The sequence below is a fragment of the Microcoleus sp. PH2017_34_RAT_O_A genome, assembly GCF_020737885.1.
In the GTDB taxonomy this organism is placed as follows: Bacteria; Cyanobacteriota; Cyanobacteriia; order Cyanobacteriales; family Microcoleaceae; genus Microcoleus.
Genome location: NZ_JAEQDD010000020.1, coordinates 50,205 through 65,017, shown reverse-complemented (window position 1 = coordinate 65,017; position 14,813 = coordinate 50,205). Strand labels below are relative to the sequence as shown.

The 14,813-nt window shown below is 47.3% G+C and carries 10 protein-coding genes; 4 read left to right on the top strand and 6 right to left on the bottom strand.

Annotation, left to right across the window (positions count from 1 at the left end):
- Positions 1 to 162: 162 nt before the first annotated feature.
- From JGK11_RS09615 to JGK11_RS09605, 3 genes are all read left to right on the top strand, one after another.
- Complete coding sequence (locus JGK11_RS09615; RefSeq protein ID WP_293211403.1) at positions 163 to 3,168, top strand: hybrid sensor histidine kinase/response regulator; 3,006 nt, start codon at positions 163 to 165, stop codon at positions 3,166 to 3,168.
- 498 nt (positions 3,169 to 3,666) lie between these two features.
- Complete coding sequence (locus JGK11_RS09610; protein ID WP_293183954.1) at positions 3,667 to 4,686, top strand: chemotaxis response regulator protein-glutamate methylesterase; 1,020 nt, start codon at positions 3,667 to 3,669, stop codon at positions 4,684 to 4,686.
- 412 nt (positions 4,687 to 5,098) lie between these two features.
- Positions 5,099 to 6,430: an adenylate/guanylate cyclase domain-containing protein gene (locus tag JGK11_RS09605; RefSeq protein ID WP_293197944.1), complete on the top strand. Its 1,332-nt coding sequence runs from the start codon at positions 5,099 to 5,101 to the stop codon at positions 6,428 to 6,430.
- 223 nt (positions 6,431 to 6,653) lie between these two features.
- On the opposite strand, the gene JGK11_RS09600 is transcribed toward JGK11_RS09605, so the two are convergent.
- The 5 genes from JGK11_RS09600 to lpxC form a co-directional block, all read right to left on the bottom strand.
- Positions 6,654 to 7,931: a DNA cytosine methyltransferase gene (locus JGK11_RS09600; RefSeq protein ID WP_293211402.1), complete on the bottom strand. Its 1,278-nt coding sequence runs from the start codon at positions 7,929 to 7,931 to the stop codon at positions 6,654 to 6,656.
- Positions 7,932 to 7,954: 23 nt separating this feature from the next.
- A complete protein-coding gene (lpxB, locus tag JGK11_RS09595; protein WP_293183963.1) occupies positions 7,955 to 9,127 on the bottom strand; it encodes a lipid-A-disaccharide synthase in 1,173 nt (390 codons plus the stop codon).
- Between the two features lie 169 nt (positions 9,128 to 9,296).
- Positions 9,297 to 10,091, bottom strand: a complete 795-nt coding sequence (lpxA, locus tag JGK11_RS09590; protein ID WP_293183966.1) for an acyl-ACP--UDP-N-acetylglucosamine O-acyltransferase — start codon at positions 10,089 to 10,091, stop codon at positions 9,297 to 9,299.
- A gap of 253 nt (positions 10,092 to 10,344) precedes the next feature.
- A complete protein-coding gene (gene fabZ, locus JGK11_RS09585; protein WP_293186502.1) occupies positions 10,345 to 10,866 on the bottom strand; it encodes a 3-hydroxyacyl-ACP dehydratase FabZ in 522 nt (173 codons plus the stop codon).
- Between the two features lie 253 nt (positions 10,867 to 11,119).
- The gene (gene lpxC, locus JGK11_RS09580) at positions 11,120 to 11,977 is read right to left on the bottom strand and encodes a UDP-3-O-acyl-N-acetylglucosamine deacetylase (RefSeq protein ID WP_293211401.1); all 858 of its coding nucleotides are present in this window, start codon (positions 11,975 to 11,977) and stop codon (positions 11,120 to 11,122) included.
- On the opposite strand from lpxC, the gene JGK11_RS09575 reads away from it, so the two are divergent.
- On the top strand, positions 11,976 to 12,176 hold the full coding sequence (locus JGK11_RS09575; protein WP_293198150.1) for a hypothetical protein: 201 nt from the start codon (positions 11,976 to 11,978) through the stop codon (positions 12,174 to 12,176). The genes lpxC and JGK11_RS09575 overlap by 2 nt on opposite strands.
- A gap of 32 nt (positions 12,177 to 12,208) precedes the next feature.
- On the opposite strand, the gene JGK11_RS09570 is transcribed toward JGK11_RS09575, so the two are convergent.
- Positions 12,209 to 14,674: a BamA/TamA family outer membrane protein gene (locus tag JGK11_RS09570; RefSeq protein ID WP_293211400.1), complete on the bottom strand. Its 2,466-nt coding sequence runs from the start codon at positions 14,672 to 14,674 to the stop codon at positions 12,209 to 12,211.
- Positions 14,675 to 14,813: the final 139 nt, after the last annotated feature.

Below are 14,813 nucleotides of genomic sequence, written 5' to 3'. Positions count from 1 at the left end.
ATTGGGTGAATGGAATCTGGCGAATAAAAGCGGGCGAAGGTCATTCGCGCCTACACAGACGAAACCCGCCTCCGCGGGTTGAAGAACGGGCGAAGGGAATTCGCGCCTACATGAACAAAACCGGGCGAAAGTGGGTTGGAATAAATTAAGGACTAATAAAAAATGAGCAATCAAGATATGAGCAATTTCTCCATGATGGATTTATTTCGCATGGAGGCGGACACTCAAGTAGCAGTATTAAATGAGAACATTTTGGTATTAGAAAATAACCCTAATTCTCCGGCTGAACTGGAATCTTTGATGCGGGCGGCCCACTCGCTCAAGGGCGCGGCGCGGATTGTGGGACTGGATGCTGCTGTGCGAATCGCTCACGTGATGGAGGATTGCTTTGTGGCGGCGCAGGCTGGCTCGATCGCCCTAGACTCACCTGATAAGATTGATGTGATGCTGCGGGCGATCGACCTTTTGGCCCAAATCAGCCAGATTCCGGAAACCGAGATCGAAAATTGGCTCCCGGTTAATCGATCGCAAATTGAAACCTTAGAAACTGCCATCTTAGCAATTATCAATAACGAACAATTAGATTTGGGCAGCCCAGATGAAGCAGAAACAATAGAACAAGAGACCATTGTTGAAACAGAAATTCTGCCGGAATGGGAGCCGCAATTACCTGTTGATTTTACCGCAGAAATAACAGACCACGTACAATTCAATTCTGATATTCCTCATGAAATATTGCCCGATTTGCCACAGGTTGAAAGTCCAGAAACTCGGTTGCTTAAAACTGATTTATCGATGTTAGCTTTATTTGCCGGAGAAGTAGAAGCACAATCAATACTATTAAACCAAACTTTACTCTCGCTCAAAAATGACCCCAATGAATATTTAGACTTAGACTCCCTTGTTAAATCCGCTCATTTAATAAAAGGTGCTGGCAGAATAGTTCAGTTCCATGAAGTTGTTAAACTTGCGAAGGCGATAGAAGATACATTTGTGGCACTTCAGAAGCACAAATCTAGCTTAAATGCCAGTCAAATTGACACCCTGCTCGCCGGAGTAAATTTTCTGGTAAATATGCAGGAAATTCCGGTACTGAAAATCGAAGCTTGGCTGGCAGAAAAAGAGGCAGAAATAGATAATATTGTCGCAGATATAAGTAAGATTCTTGAATTATTAACAACTAAACAATCGGCAACAACTGCCGCAGTTGTTTCACAAAAATCTGCCGAAGCAACGAGTCCCCAAACAACCCCGACACCACAACCAAAACCTCAAGATAATGCTTCCCAACGCACAAAGAATAGCGGTCAAATTTCCCCCGTCGCCAATTCTACAGCAGTAGCTGTAGAGCAACGACCGACTAAAATTGTTAGCGCAAAACCTGCACCTTCAAATCTCAGGGAAAATGCTCAAAAGCCTAAAACCACTGACCGCGTAGTACGAGTCAATGCGGAAAACTTAAACCGGATTATGGGTTTGGCGGGCGAATCTTTAGTAGAAGCAAAATGGCTGCAACCGTTTGCTGATTCATTATTAAAACTGAGAAAAAACCAAGGGCAACTTTATAATTTGTTGGAAAAATTGCAGGAATCTTTAAGCGATTCTGTTCTAGATCAGCGCTCGGAAGATTATCTCGGCAGTGCTCGCAAAAAAGCTAATGATTGCCGCCATATTTTGTCCGATCGCCTCAACGAACTAGAACTGTTTGCCCGCCGTTCTGCCAACTTGTCCGATCGCTTGTACCGAGAAGTTATTGCCAGCAATATGCGACCGTTTGCTGACGGCGTTTCAGCTTTTGGGCGAATGCTGAGAGATTTGGCGAGACAGTTGGGTAAGCAAGTGAAATTTGAAGTTGTTGGCAAATCTACTCAGGTAGATCGAGATATTTTAGAAAAATTAGAAGCACCGCTAACACACATTTTGCGTAACGCTATCGACCACGGTATTGAACTCCCAGACGCACGTTTGGCTGCGGGAAAATCGGCTGAAGGTACGATCCGACTGGAAGCTGCACATCGGGGCGGGATGCTATCAATTACCGTCTCGGATGATGGAAAAGGAATAGAACCGGAAAAACTCCGCCAAAAAATTGTCACGAAAGGTATGGTAAGTGCGGAAATGGCTGCGAAATTGACTGAACCGGAATTGATGGATTTTCTGTTTTTGCCTGGTTTTTCTACTGCTAGTCAAGTGACGGAAATTTCGGGCCGCGGTGTTGGTTTGGATATTGTGCAAAGTATGGTGCAGGAGGTTGGTGGCATTCTCCGGGCGACATCTATGCCGGAAAAAGGTATGAGTTTTCATTTGCAGTTGCCGCTAACTCTGTCGGTAATTCGGACGCTGTTGGTGGAAATTTCGGGGGAACCTTATGCTTTTCCGCTGACTCGGATCGATCGCATTGTGATGGTTGAGTCTGCTGATATTGCGATCGCCGAAAACCGACAGTATTTTACTCTTGACAACCAAAATATTGGTTTGGTGACAGCTTATCAGGTGTTGGAGTTAGCTGCGCCACCTGAAAAGTTGGATTTGCTGCCGGTGATCATTGTGAGCGATCGCTCTAGCAGTTATGGTTTAGCTGTGGATAAGTTTCTGGGCGAACGCGATTTAGTTGTCAGGCCTTTAGATCCGCGTTTGGGTAAGGTAGCGGATATCAGCGCGGCTGCTTTTATGGAAGACGGTACGCCGGTGCTGATTATCGATGTTGAAGATTTGGTGCGATCGACTGATAAACTGCTGGCTGAAAGTCAGTTACAGAAAGTTAGTAAAACCGAACAAACTGCTGAATCAACAACTCGCAAGCGCGTTTTGGTAGTAGATGATTCAATTACTGTTCGAGAAGTAGAGCGCAAACTTTTAGAAAATCAAGGATATGAGGTAGAAATAGCTGTTAATGGTATGGATGGTTGGAATGCTCTGCGTACCGGGCAGTTTGATTTGGTAATTAGCGATGTTGATATGCCGCGCATGACGGGGATTGAGCTGGTTAGTCAAATTAAAAATCATTCGGCCCTAAAGTCGATTCCGGTAATTATTGTTTCTTACAAAGACCGCGAGCAAGATAGAATCAGAGGATTGGAAGTGGGAGCGGATTATTATTTAACTAAAAGCAGTTTTCACGACGATACGCTGTTAAATGCGGTGGTTGATTTAATCGGTGAGGCTTGAAAAAAAATCTCGGGTTAAGTTTTTTAATTAAAAACTAAAAATACGACCAAAATGTGGTATGAATAGTCGTAGGGTGCGTGATAGTTCGTAATTCAATCGGTAATTCAATACGCTTGGCTCCGAACCCGGAGATCCCCCCTAGCCCCCCTTAAGAAGGGGGGAACCGGAAGCACTCAAAGTCCCCCTTTTTAAGGGGGATTTAGGGGGATCTTCGGGCCCGAAAAAGTGTTAACCCAACAGTATCGATCGCTAATTGAGAAGCTGTTTGCTGCCTCCGTCTACAAGTTTAGTTTTAACTGACCGACGAGCACCATTCTCAGGAACAGGCAAGATGCCTGTTCCACAAAAAAATTCATCTCTTGTGGAACAGGCATCTTGCCTGTTCATAAAAGGCTTATTGACCATAGTGCAATATCTCAGTTTTAAAGAAAAGGCCACAGCCTAAGAAACTGGATCGGCAGACTTCGACAACTACCCGCAACTGAAAATTAATTAACTATGAGCAATTTCAACATGAAAATAGCGATCGTCAACGACACGTTGATTGCTGCTGAAGCTTTGCGCCGAGTTTTGGTGACGGTACCGGAGTATGAAATTATTTGGATAGCGGCGGATGGGGCCGAAGCTGTGTCCAAGTGCGCCCGCAATACACCGGATGTGATATTGATGGATTTGATCATGCCGGTGATGGATGGTGTTGAGGCGACGCGCCTGATCATGAAGCAATCTCCCTGCGCGATTCTGCTAGTGACATCTTCGGTGACAGGTAATGCGGGCAGGGTTTTTGAAGCTATGGGATATGGAGCTCTGGATGCTATTAATACGCCAATTTTGGGGTTGATGGGCAATTCCCCAAGCGGCGGTATGGAGTTGTTAAAAACTATTTCTAAAGTCGCTAGATTGATTGGTAAAAGTAACTCGACTTCTTTATTTCACAGCGCAACTCCCAAATGCCTGACTCCGCCGCTGCTGGCGATCGGCTCTTCGACTGGCGGGCCCCAAGCTTTGGCAACTCTGCTATCGGCTTTACCTGCCAATTTATCGGCGGCTGTGGCGATCGTCCAACACGTAGATGCTGAGTTTGCTCCTGGTTTGGCAGATTGGCTGAGTCAAAAAAGTAAGTTGGCGGTGAGTGTCGCAGTTGCCGATCGACCTTTGGAAGTCGGTAAGGTGATAATTGCCGCGACTAACGACCACTTAGTATTACAATCGAATTTAACACTTAAGTATACGAAAGAACCTTTAGAATATCCTTACCGCCCTTCAGTGGACACTTTTTTTGAGAGTGTCGCTCAATACTGGCCGGGCAAAGGGGTGGCAGTGCTGTTAACCGGTATGGGCAAAGACGGCGCTAAAGGGCTCAAAGTTTTGCGATCGGCAGGCTGGCACACGATCGCCCAAGACCGCGCTACCTCAGTAGTTTACGGGATGCCGAAAGCTGCTGCTGATTTGAATGCGGCTGTGCAGGTTTTGCCGATCGAGGCGATCGCCCCAGCCTGCATGAAATATCTCGTGTAGAAAATACTAGAGATGTTTGGGCCATAAGGCTTAAGTGGTTGAGCACAATGGCCGAGGTCGTGCCAGACTCTCAGCGATCATAATCAATCTATTGGGGTGATGTTTTGGGATCGCGATCGCGCGTGTATCTTGCCAGCAGTCTGTAATTTCACGGAATGCTGCGGTTACCGGGCACCTGCTAGCAAGCAGCAGTCGGCTGACCCAACAATTAGCGATCGTAGCCCTTGCAATCAATGTCAAGCGTGCTAGGCTGTGTAAAGATTTTACAAAAATCAGCGGATAAAACTTTACCAACCTGGTATTATCACCTGGTAAGCGTACTTAAATAATACCGGGTCGCTATTGACACTTAGAAAATATTTAAGTAAAAGTTTCGATCCTCTCCAGACAATGGCCGTTGCCCGATCTAGTTATGAAATTAACTCACTCTCAGGCTATTGAATTCGATTGCAGTTGTGCACTAAATCAACGAGAAAGTCAAATAGTCAACGGCAACGTGGTAAAGTTGAAGTTTGAGGATAGGGGAAACAATGGGAAAAACCCAGTTACCGCCAGAGATAGCGCCATTCTCAGTAACCTCAAATTGGAGAAAAGCCGTCACTCGATCGACTTAAATTTACCTTTAAATTCAGAAAGCAAAAAAATATCTAGCTTGACCGAATACACTGTTACAGTTTTACTGATTGACGATCAGGAAATGATCGGCGAAGCGGTGCGCCGAATGCTTGCTAATGAAAAAGACATTAAATTTTATTACTGTAACGATCCAGCTCAAGCAATTAAGAAAGCATTAGAGGTGAAGCCAACAGTAATCCTCCAAGATTTAGTAATGCCAGAAATAGATGGATTGCAGTTGCTGCGCTTTTTTCGAGGGAATTCGCTGACGCGAGACATTCCGATGATTGTTCTCTCCAGTAAAGAAGAAGCGGAACTAAAAGCGCAAGCATTTTCCTTGGGTGCTAACGATTATTTAGTAAAACTGCCCAATCCAGTCGAACTCATTGCTAGAATTCGCTATCACTCAAAAGCTTATATGCACCTGCAAGAAAGGAATCTCGCCTATCAAACCATGCAGGATTATCTAGTCAAATTAGAGATAGAACAAAAAAAATCTCAGGAGTTGCTGTTAAATATATTGCCAGAGGCGATCGCCGAAAGATTAAAAAAAGAACAAGGTGTAATCGCCGACGAATTCGCAGCAGTTAGCGTGATGTTCGCGGATATTGTTGGCTTCACCCAGTTGTCAGCATCAATATCGCCCAAAAAATTAGTACATTTACTCAACGATATATTTTCCAAGTTCGACGATCTCGCCGAAAAACACGGTTTAGAAAAAATTAAGACAATTGGTGACTCTTATATGGTAGTGGCGGGGTTGCCAAATCCGAGAGCAGATCACGGAGATGCGATCGCGGAAATGGCGATAGATATGCAAGAAGCCATAGTGAAATACAGAGAAGAGTTCGGTCTCACTATTAGCATCCGCATCGGCATTCATTCGGGCCCAGTGGTAGCTGGAATCATCGGGACAAAAAAGTTTATTTACGATTTGTGGGGCGATACGGTAAATACCGCTTCCCGCATGGAATCTCACGGTATCCCGGACGGAATTCAGATTTCCGACGCAACTTATTTGCTTATAGAAGACAAGTATGATTTTGAAAAACGCGGTTTAATCAATGTCAAAGGTAAGGGCCAAATGGCTGCTTATTTATTAAAAGGAAGATTGGAAGTTGATTTTTAATTCATTCAATACGCTTGGGATAAGATCGGACGTACGGTTGAAACCGCGCCTATACAAACGATGTCCGCCTCCGCGGACTAAGAGAGGATAACGTATTTTAGCCCGGTTTTCAACCCGCGGAGGCGGGTTTTGCCTGTATAGACGCGGTTTCAACCGCCGAACGTAATTTTCACTGCCTGTTCTTCAACCCGCGAAGGCGGGTTTTGCCTGTATAGACGCGGTTTCAACCGCCGTCTGATCTTGTGAAATAATATTGTTCTGCTTCCGACCAATTTAGTTTAAGTAACGAATCTTCTCCACTTGAAAGCTTGAAACTCGGCTTAATTGGTTTTACGCCCAAAGCGCTAATAATCTGCGCTGCTACAGCTTTCGCCAATAGTGGCGGTACAGAATTTCCGACTTGGCGAAAACCGTGCCATTTTGTGACGTGAAATCTAAACCAGTCAGGATAGGAATGCAATCGCGCTGCTTCTCTGACTGTAATGCACCGAGGCGCGATCGGGTGAATTGGCCTTGGCGAAGTATAAGCGCCCCTCGCCCTGTCTGTTCCAGCCCTGAGAGTGTTGCAAACTCCGTCGGGGTGCAGCTTGTAAAAACGGCTGATCGGCTCTTTTTCGCCGTAGGCTGCGGCTGCAAATCTTTCAATACATTCGGCAGAATGTTTGGTGCGCCGACTGCATGAGAGGATTTGTCGATCGTACTGGCGATCGTAAGCATAATCATTTTCAAAATCATCGAATCCGCGCAAAAAACTCGCGTAATCGCTGCTGCACTTTCCGTACTCCACCATTACCCAATCTCGGTGTAGCAACTCGCTATACTTTTCTACTTCCGGCAAATCTCCAATCGCATCCAAAACTGTCGGAACCGCAGGTAAATTAACTTTTTTATAGCGTTTAGGAAGTTTCTTTTTAGGCAAAAAAGTAGTTGGCTGAGGATAGTTTGGCAGATCGTAGTCTTTTTTGCAACCAATCAGAAACAATCGTTTGCGAGCTTGCGGTACTCCGTAGTGAGCTGCGTTAAGAACTTGATAGTTTTCTTCTACTTGATAGCCTGCTTCCAGAAAAGAGCTAATTAAAAGATTCAGGAGTTCTTTGTGTTCGCCTGCTACAATTCCCGGCACATTTTCCATTACAAAAAACTTGGGTTTGAGCTCCAAAACTAAGCGTTGAAAGTGGAAAATTAGAGAATTTCGCGGATCGCCGACATCGCGCTTCCCCATCAGCGAGAATCCTTGACAGGGCGAACCGCTGATTACTACGTCGATTTCGCGCTTGCCGATCGCAGATTTTTGCCGAATTTCTGCTCCCGTCAGCTCTGAGACATCTTTGCACAATACAGAACACATCGGGAAATTGAACTCGTGGGTAGCGCAGTGGATGGGGTCAATTTCGACTGAAGCAAGTACATCAAAACCTGCTTGTTCAAAGCCCAGCGTCATGCCGCCTGCGCCTGCAAATAAATCAACAGCGATCGGTCGCTTTTTCCGATAGCTTGACATAATATTTCAATACTAAAATTGTTTTAAGAAGCTGTATTTATTTTAACATTTTTGATTATTTCGGCAGCAGCGCGATCGCACACACCGACATCTCCCAGACTTTCGCGCATTTGGCGATAATCCGTCAAAGTTTGCTGGCGTCGATCGGCATTTTGCAGCAATTCCAGGGCGTGGAAAACTATATTTTCGGCAGTAGCCTCGTCTTGCAGCAACTCCGGAACGATCGCCTTCATTTGCACCAAATTGGGCGGAGAGATAAAAGGAATCGACAATTTCAGCAGGTGGCGAGCAATCATCGCCGTAATGCGACTGACGCGGTAGGCGACAACTTGCGGAACGCCGAGCAAAGCTAATTCCAAATTAACAGTACCAGATTTGGCGATCGCAAAGTCGGCAGCAGCCAAGATTTCCAGATTTTGATTTTCCAACAAAGTAGCCCGCAAACCGTAATTCTCGATCGCTTGTTCGATTTTGCTGCGGAAAGCTGCTTGAGAAACCGGAATCCAGAAATGAACCTCCGGGATTTTAGCTTGGATAATGCGAGCAGCCTCAAATATCACCGGCATCAGGTACTTGAGTTCTTGCTTTCTAGAAGCGGGAATTAGAGCGACTGAAACCTGTTCCGGCTCAATTCCCAAAGTTTTGCGGGCAACTTCCCGACTGGGCGCAGATTGCATTCTATCCAGCAAAGGATGACCAACCCAACTGACTTGAGAGCCTTTGGCGCGATAATAAGTAGCTTCCTGGGGGAAAATCGCCAAAATGCGATCGGCAATATTGACAATCAGATCCGTATTGCGAGGAGAAATCGAGCAAACCCATTCTTGAGGTGCGATGTACCAAACCACAGGTAAATCGGGCAAACAGCGGCGGATGTAGCTACCAATACCGAGATTGGGAGTCAAATAATCAATCAATACAACAACATCGGGACGGAATTTTTTGAGATATTGTTTAGCTTTTTGCTGAACAGCGATCGTTGGCAAAATATACGGCACAGATTCTATAATACCCATAGAACCAATACCCAGAGTATCGCCTAAAATAGTAGCGCCAGCTTGAGCCATACGAGGGCCGCCCAATGCGGTTATTTCCAACTCCAAACCAGCGGCGACAGCATGACGTTTTAAAGCTGCAACTAACAAAGCTCCTTGCAAATCGCCAGAAACCTCACCAGTGCTGATAAAAATTTTCATAAACTCCTCAATATCCTCGGTAAGGTGCGTCAGACAAAAACTGTTTGAGTTACCTATAGCTGGTGACTGACGCACCGTACAGCTTCCTTCTCTTCCTTCGTGTCCTTCGCGTCTTCGCGGTTCAATAATACTAATTCTTTGAGTCCGCAAGAATTAATATAAGGCTCATTCATTTTTTACCAGGAATCAAGCCTCGCCGCCCTTTGGTTACAGACTGTTGCACAAATCTCCGCAGGTGCTGCAAGTGATGATTTTCCGGTAACAAATCCAATTGTTCCAAAGCTTGATTGAGAGTGTAGCCAGAATGGTATAAAATCCGAAAAGTTTTCTTTAAAACTAGCAAATCTTCTGGAGTTAAACCTGCACGTTCGAGGCCTATTTTGTTGATAGCTCGCACTCGCGAAGGATTCCCTTCGACTAGCATATAGGGAGGCACATCTCGATCGATCCTGCTCAAGCCACCGATCATGGATAAGCGGCCGATGTGGACAAACTGATGAACGCCCAAAACCCCGCTGAGTCTGGCTTGAGACTCAATTTTGACGTGTCCCGCTAGGGCTACAGCGTTGGCAATGATTACTCGATCGGCAATATCGCAATTATGGCCCACATGAACGTAAGCCATCAACATATTATTATTGCCGAGCGTCGTGCTTTCCCCCGCTCCAGTAGCGCGGTTGATTGTCACGTATTCCCGAATCACATTGTTATCGCCAATTGTCACCCTAGTCAGAGAACCCTCATATTTGAGATCTTGAGGTTCCAAACCAATGGCCGCACCAGGGAAAATTTGATTGCGAGCACCTATTTCTGTTAGCCCGTCGATAATTGCATGGGCACCAATCTTAGTCTCCGGCCCGATTTTCACTCTTTCCCCAATTACAGCATAAGCACCCACTTCTACAGTCGGGTGCAGTTCAGCGCGGGGATGAATCACAGCAGTTGGGTGAATCAAAGTAAGCATTTTTCAGTTTTCAGTTTTCAGTTTTCAGTTTTCATACCAAATCAAGCTTAAATACCCCGTTTATTTCTTAGTCCGCGGAGGCGGACTTCGCTTGTGTAGTAGCGATTTCAATCGCCGAATCATCAAGGATTAACAAACCAGGATTTAGTATCAGTAGTCCCATCAATTGTCAGTTATCAGTTGTCATCAGGAACAAATAAAAATTCCTCAACAACTAATAACCAATAACCAATAACCAATAACCAATAACAATTTAATCTACCATCGAAAACGTCAATTCTCCTTCACAAACTTTTTGCCCGTCCACTTCTGCAATCGCCTGCATTTTTCCGAAGCGGCGGCGTTTTACCCAGAGCAATTCTACAGTCATCAGCAACCGATCGCCCGGTACAACCTGACGGCGGAATTTGACTTTATCAATGCCGGTAAACATCCACAATCCTTGCTCAATGTCCGGTAACTGACCGAGAACCATACCGCCAACTTGAGCCATCGCTTCGACAATTAAGACACCCGGCATAATCGGTCTTCCGGGAAAATGCCCTTGAAAATGTGGTTCGTTGAAAGTCACATTTTTAATTCCTACAGCCCGCACTCCCGGCACGTAATCAACAATCCTGTCTACGAGTGCAAAAGGATAGCGGTGAGGCAATATTTTCTGGATTTCTTCGAGAGTAAAAGTAGATTTAACCGCTGGAGAATTCTCACCGTTTTCTGTGGAAACGGATTCGGAATTAGCAGTATTGAGGGTGTTAACTTCAGTCAGCGTGGACATTGCTTGAAGACTTTTGAGTGTGGTATGAAAGAAGGAAGATGGAAGAAGGAAGATGGAAGAAGGAAGATGGAAGATGGAAGATGGAAGATGGAAGGCTTTAGTTATCGCCGCAAGAGAACAGATTCACTGCAATGGTTTCAGCAATTAAGAATGTTCTAAGCGCCTTGGCCGTTGCTACATAAACGCAAGGGATCGCGTCTTTGGTTGTGAATTGTAACTGCAAACTATAACTGTATATAGCCTGGAACCTTTTCTAACTTGTCTCCAGCACGGCTGAAGCTTGGGAGTTCAGGGCTTTGGCAAGTTGGACGTGGAGGTTGTGACTGGCTTTGTAAGCCAAGTAATGAGCTTTTGGCAAAGTTCCCAGCAGGCTGAGGTCGCCTACTAAGTCTAAGATTTTATGCCGCACTGGTTCGTTGGCAAATCTCAAGGGCGGGTTGAGCCAGCCGGATCGATCGCAAACTAGGGCGTTCTCTAGGGTACCACCTTTGATCAAACCTGCTTGTCGCAATTGTTCAACTTGGCGGGCAAGTCCAAAAGTTCGGGCTGGGGCGATCGCGCTGGCAAAACTTTCTACCTCTGGCGACCAACTGTACCATTGATTGCCGATCGCCTGTTCCTCAAAATCAATTCCGTAACTAAACCGAGTTCGATCCGACGGTAAGGCGGCGACAAAAGCATCCCCGTGACGCACCCAAATCGGCTCAGTCAGGACGAATGAGGGATTTGGCTCTTCCTGCGATTCTTGAGGAATTAAGCCAGTATGGGCGATCGCCTCTACCCAAACCAGAGCCGAACCGTCCAGCAGCGGTACTTCTGGCCCATCAACCTCAATTCGAGCATTATCCGTTCCCATCCCCACCAAAGCGCCTAATAGATGCTCTACAGTGCGAATTTGATCACCTGTCGCACCAGCCAATTCAGTAGAAAGTGCAGTCTGACAAACCGCCTCAATTGTTGCCGGAATTATCGGAGCACCGGGCAAGTCAATTCTGACAAAATAGCGGCCTTCTCCAACCGCAGCGGGCAAGACTCGGACGCGAGTTTGTTCGCCGCTGTGCAAACCAATTCCCGACACTTCAAATTTAGATTTTAAGGTACTTTGAGTCATGGAAGAAGGAAGAAGGAAGAAGGAAGAAGGAAGAAGGAAGAGGGAAGAAGGAAGAGGGAAGAAGGAAGAGGGAAGAAGGAAGAGGGGGAGAGAGGGAGAATCAGTAATTAGCGATTACCAATTACCAATTACCAATTACCTTTTCCCCAATTACCAATTACCAATTACCAATTACCAATTACCCATTACCCCTAACTAATGACTAATGACTACTGACTAATGACTCTTCAATTAGAATCGCTCGCCAATCCCAAAGTGAATTTGATTATCACCAGTGTCGTTGATACCGTAATCGATCCGGATCGGGCCTAAAGGAGATTGAATCCGCACGCCGAGGCCGTAACCGTAACCGCTACCGGGCTTTCTGCGAACACCAGCCGGGTCGCCGGGGACATCTTTGCCCGTGCCCAAATCGGTGCCTGCATCCAAAAATAGCGCTCCGCCGATAAACGAAATAATCGGGAAACGGTACTCCACGCTGCCTTCTAGGAAGCTGCGGCCGGCTCCGATTTCGCCTTCGTTGTATCCGCGCACAGAGTTGGCGCCACCTAAGGCAAAGGCTTCGTAGGGAGGCAAATCTCCGAATACGGTGCCGGCTTTGAAGCTAAATGCCAGGGTTTGGGGGCCGGGGGTAAAGTTTGTGTACTTGACTGGTAGATAAAAGCTGTAGCTGGCACGCAGGCGGTTGAGCAGGATGCTGCCGGAACCTACAGGAATCGATTGTTCCATGCCAAATCTGAGCAGGGAACCGCTGGTGGGGCGGAGTGGGTCGTTGCGCCGATCGCGCACAGCACCTGCTTGAATGGTTGTCAAGTCATCGGAACCAGAGTTGCTAAAACTTAGCTGGTTGCCGAGTGCATCCTCGGATTCGCGCCGGCCTTTGCGATCGGTAATTGAGACTCGCTGGTATTGCAAACCGAGTGAAGCTGTCCACTCAGAATCTGCAAAAGGATCGCGCGACAAGGGACGGGTAAAATTGATGCCGCCACCGGTGCGGACGATGCGGGGTCGATCGTCATTTGCCAATCTGACTTCCCTCTCGCCGCCGTCAAAAATCACGCTGATCGATCGCCTTCTAAAAATATTAGCCGTGAAAGAAGTTCGGTAAGGATCGCCCGCAATCCAGGGATCGGTAAAACTCAAGTCAAACAGGGTTTGGCGTTCCCCGATTTGTACTTCAGCCCCCAATTTTTGGTTCCTACCGTTCAAGTTTTGCTGCTGGTAACTCACCGTACCGAACAAACCCGTCGCGGAACTCAAACCCGCACCCGCAGCCAGAGAACCTGTATTTTTCTCAATGACGTTGACAATTACCCTTGCCTTGCGGGGGTCAGTCGTTCCCGGTTCCAAAGCAAGCCGCACGTCTTCAAAAATCCCCAAACCAAACACTCGCCTCAAATCTCTTTCCGCCTTGGTGCGGTTAAAGATATCTCCGGGCTTGAGTTGTACTTCACGGGTGATCACATAGCGGCGGGTGTTACCTCCGATCGTCTGACCGGTCGCATCCGTTGCCTCTCCTTCCTTGTTCAGGAAGCGGACATCAACGGATTCGATCTGGCCTTCTGCCACTACCAAGGTGACAGTGCCGTCGTCTGCTACTTGTGGCGCATCAGTAATTTGGCCCAAAACATAGCCGTTTTCTTGATACCAGGCATTAATTTTTTTCACTCCCTCCTCAAAGCGGCGGAGGTTGAGAATTTTGCCGTACTGATCGCGGAAGCTATCGTCAATTACGCTTTGGGGCAGCACTTGCTGACCGGTGATTGTCACTCCCCGCAGCACCGGATTTGGCTGCACGATAAAACTCACCCGCACGCCTAAGGGGGTGTCTTCCGGGACTGCACGCACGTTTCTGAAAAAGCCGGTGGCAAAAATGGCGTTGATGTCTTGTTGCAGTTGGCTGCGGTTGGTCGTGCGTCCCGGTTGGGTGCTGATGACTCGGTAAATCTCGCTTGCCAGGTCTCCGGTTGCCCCGGTAACGGTAACTTCGGCAACTAGCACTTGCGGTTCTGCTGCCCCGGCTGGTGCGGGGGCTGGTCTGGGCTGCGGTGTTCCTGGGCCCGAGGGCAATGTCGGAAGGGTGTTAGCCGGCGGTCTGGTCGGGGCCGGTCTGGTCGGGGCCGGTCTAGCCGGGGCCGGTCTGGGGGGAATTTGGGCGTTTTGGACGATCGCCCCTGATTCATCCTGGGCTGGTTTAGGAGAAACTTGGAGGTCTTGGACGATCGCCCCTGATTCGTCCTGTTTCCGAGGCTCTACGGCAACCCAGGTGGGCGAAACACCCGTCTCCGAGGGGGGGAGCGGGCTAGCCACTTGTGCCTCTGGCAGGGCATTTTGGCTGCTAGAGGCGACGGGATTGGATGCAATCTCGGGTTTGAGTTGCACCTGTGCGGGCGAAACCGGGGTTACTGGGTCTGTGACTCGGTTTGGGGGTTCGCGATCGTCTTCTCCTCTGCGAGGGGCCGCCGCTATTTTTAGGGCTGCCGCTGGGCTGCTGTTAGCGGCTGTGCGGTTTTGAGGAGAATTTTCGGTTAATTCTGGAACGGGGCGATCGGGTAATTCGATCGACGGGGCGGAAGGAACGGCAGCCAAAGCTTCCTCTGTTGATTCAGAGTAGGATGTTTGACCACTTGCCGAATTTGATAATCCGAAGGTTGCTGAGACAGTAAAAACTGCCACCAATACAGCAGATAAACGCATTTTTGTTCACTCTTTTGGGCGATCGCACACACGACATTATTTAGTCATCAGTCATTAGTCATTAGTCATTAGTCATTAGTCATCAGTCATTAGGTCTTTGAGCGATCCTTCAACCGCAGATGTCAGACAGATAAACACA

Bases quoted from the DNA above. Each gene is read 5' to 3' on its own strand.
- JGK11_RS09615 (WP_293211403.1), top strand. From the start codon at position 163: ATGAGCAATCAAGATATGAGCAATTTCTCCATGATGGATTTATTTCGC.
- JGK11_RS09610 (WP_293183954.1), top strand. From the start codon at position 3,667: ATGAGCAATTTCAACATGAAAATAGCGATCGTCAACGACACGTTGATT.
- JGK11_RS09605 (WP_293197944.1), top strand. From the start codon at position 5,099: ATGAAATTAACTCACTCTCAGGCTATTGAATTCGATTGCAGTTGTGCA.
- JGK11_RS09600 (WP_293211402.1), bottom strand. From the start codon at position 7,931: ATGTCAAGCTATCGGAAAAAGCGACCGATCGCTGTTGATTTATTTGCA.
- lpxB (WP_293183963.1), bottom strand. From the start codon at position 9,127: ATGAAAATTTTTATCAGCACTGGTGAGGTTTCTGGCGATTTGCAAGGA.
- lpxA (WP_293183966.1), bottom strand. From the start codon at position 10,091: ATGCTTACTTTGATTCACCCAACTGCTGTGATTCATCCCCGCGCTGAA.
- fabZ (WP_293186502.1), bottom strand. From the start codon at position 10,866: ATGTCCACGCTGACTGAAGTTAACACCCTCAATACTGCTAATTCCGAA.
- JGK11_RS09575 (WP_293198150.1), top strand. From the start codon at position 11,976: ATGGAAGAAGGAAGAAGGAAGAAGGAAGAAGGAAGAAGGAAGAGGGAA.
- lpxC (WP_293211401.1), bottom strand. From the start codon at position 11,977: ATGACTCAAAGTACCTTAAAATCTAAATTTGAAGTGTCGGGAATTGGT.
- JGK11_RS09570 (WP_293211400.1), bottom strand. From the start codon at position 14,674: ATGCGTTTATCTGCTGTATTGGTGGCAGTTTTTACTGTCTCAGCAACC.